General features: G+C 41.2%; 2 protein-coding genes and 1 pseudogene. 1 reads left to right on the top strand and 2 read right to left on the bottom strand.

Annotated elements, in window-relative coordinates; genetic code table 11:
* Nucleotides 1–153, top strand: a pseudogene (locus tag AB4160_RS19255) (permease); the annotation flags it as partial.
* A gap of 359 nt (nt 154–512) precedes the next feature.
* Here AB4160_RS19255 and AB4160_RS19250 read toward each other — a convergent pair.
* Complete coding sequence (locus AB4160_RS19250; protein ID WP_102436795.1) at nt 513–974, bottom strand: hypothetical protein; 462 nt, start codon at nt 972–974, stop codon at nt 513–515.
* Nucleotides 975–983: 9 nt separating this feature from the next.
* Nucleotides 984–1,901 (bottom strand): C-GCAxxG-C-C family (seleno)protein, encoded by a 918-nt coding sequence (locus AB4160_RS19245; RefSeq protein ID WP_102436797.1) that lies wholly within the window; start codon nt 1,899–1,901, stop codon nt 984–986.
* Nucleotides 1,902–2,614 lie beyond the last annotated feature (713 nt).

The raw sequence follows: 2,614 nt of genomic DNA, 5'->3' as shown, positions 1-2,614 counted from the left end.
TTAAGTTGTAATATCGTCACCGGAATTATGCTAGGGTTTGTCACCTTAGTCATTGGCCGAATATGCAGCGGTGAGTGGCGTAAACTTCGAGTGGGCGTTATCGCCATAACCCTTGGTTTAGTTGTTTTCTACATGGGTGGTTGGGCTATTTAGCTACCCTTGCACTAAATAAAAAACAAAAAAGCCAAGATATTATCTTGGCTTTTTTAGTGGAGAATGTCCCGTCCAGAGATAAGTTGACACTTTGGAGACTTATTTATGAAACCTTCAAGTTCAATCAACTGTAAACGTACACAACGTGACTAAGGATACTGGACAAAACTGTAGCTTTATTTCGCCACGCAATAACCTTAATGGCCACTGTTGACTCATTTGCAAAGCCGGTTTGGCATCGTACGCTAAGGGAGCTTTCGCGCGGATTTAGCCGATTCAATAAGGTGAACCAGAAGAGTCACAACCACATCACTGTTGGCTGTGACTCTATGACTCAATCAAGCACTTTTAAACCCAGCTTAATATAGTCTAGGTTTTGTTTGCGATAATAAGCCGACAATAGACACAGAGACTCTGATCCTGGCATTTTTCCCATCAAACTCTGGTAGCGTTACCGTGTCAAAAGTATAATGCCCGGCAGATATTTCTTTCAGCTCACCTCGACACTCGTGCTCAGGCACTACTCCACATTGGTATAATTCAGCATAATGCCAAGGGATATCAAAAGCACTCGCGCCTGAAGTCGTCCCATCACCTAAGATCATGACTTTATAATCTCTAGCTCCAGTGACCATCTCACCCTCTTCATTTTCAAGCTGAAAAGTCGAAGTGTAATCCTGCGAGCTAAACTTAAAGTTAGTCATCTTGATGCTCGTGGCCTTATCGACATCAATACCACCAACGATCCCTTTATCACCATTGTCACTATTACAAGCCATTAAAAATAGCGACATTGCAAATACTGTCAGTCGTTTCTTCATGTTAACTCCTTAATCGTGGCAGTCTGAACAACTTAACTCTTCATGCACTGGCACTCCGCCTTTCATGTCGTGAGCAGTATGGCAAGTTTGGCATTCTAATGTTGAGTTAACATCAGTACCTAAGTAGGCATCAGGCTCGCGAGTTGTAGAGCTATGACAACCTGAACACTCAGCATTAGAAGGGGCAACCGTTTCCGCTTCTAAATTACCGTCAATAGAATCATTAAGGAAGGTCACTGTCATAAAGGCAATTTCAGCGGTAACTTGGGCGCATCGCTCAAGTTTAGCTTGATGGCTAGAGCCAAATGATGACGCTTTTGACCACAGGCTCACTGAGGTATGACACAGAATTGAACTAGCAATGGATTGACCAATATAGTCAGGATTTAAAGCTTCTCCAGCATCGTTGGTACGCGTAGGAGCGCCGATCCCTTCAAGGAACTCTTGAGTACCACGTGGCATACTGGTTTTTTCGTAATAGCGGAACACAGCTCTAATCACCGCGTTATTATTCAGATTATCCGCTTTTAATAAGTTAACTGTCATTGCTGTAGCATTAAGGCAACCACACAGAGAACCGATACCGGCAATCCCGCCGCCGCCATATGCTGCAATATTAGTTGGAATAGCACCAAAATTTTTAGCATCTTCATGACCTTGGGCAGCAAGCTCTTTAATGATGGCATCAAACACGCCGTACATACAGCCACCATGACCATAGCCAGCATACGCGCGCTTAGCTACCGCCATAGGCTCAACTTTGACATAGCTTAGACGATTTTCAGCTAAATCTGCATTGCCACCACTGCCAATACCAATGGGATCGTCACAGGTTTCTTGCGCCATAACTGACGGCATATAAGTCGCCCCAAAACCAACGGCTGACAATGTACACATTTTTTTTAAAGCACTGCGTCTATCTAACATGTTATTCCTCTCAAAGGATTTAATTCAACCCAAAATTTTCAAAGGCATGATAGGTGCTTTTAAATTTGAAATAGTCGAGCCAATCGACATATCTCTAAATAAGTAGCTTTAAAATTATAAATATTAGAAATAAATCATATAAACAAGAAAAATACCTTGTGAGTATACTTTCCTAAATAAATGGGACTGACGCGTAAAAAATGCGGTGAAAAACTTTACCTCACAGCGATAATGCAATAGGCGTGTATCACTACGCTATCGCCAATGAAACAACTGTTAGATTAATGCACCGCAAAAGTTTCCAACCATAACTTCATGCTATAGCAAGCGTTTACAACCGACAAACTCGCAACCTCTACACTACAGTCTTCAAACATAAATCAGTAAGGTGTAAATGATAACGCCATTCATTTTTATTTAATTTATAACTCGGCGATGCTTTCATAATGTAAATTAATCGTATTTAACCAGTTAAGTAATTGCTTGGTTTAATGCAGATCTATTTTATCCCGGTCACTATCATGTCCTTAACCACATCGAAAGAACGCGACTTTGGAACGATAAATATAACCATCACGCTAAAGTAAGAGTCATTATTAGCGCCACAAGTTGTTTAGTCGCGCCAATAAAACGATAGTGGTTTGCTGCATTATAAACACCAGAAAACGCTATTGATCCCATTTTGCCGTCGTTATTTAATGTCTGATAAATCA

This window comes from Shewanella sp. 10N.286.51.B8, from assembly GCF_041469325.1.
Lineage (GTDB): Bacteria > Pseudomonadota > Gammaproteobacteria > Enterobacterales > Shewanellaceae > Shewanella.
The sequence above is the reverse complement of the archived record's forward strand: the minus strand, read 5'-3'. Positions and strand labels throughout refer to the sequence as shown.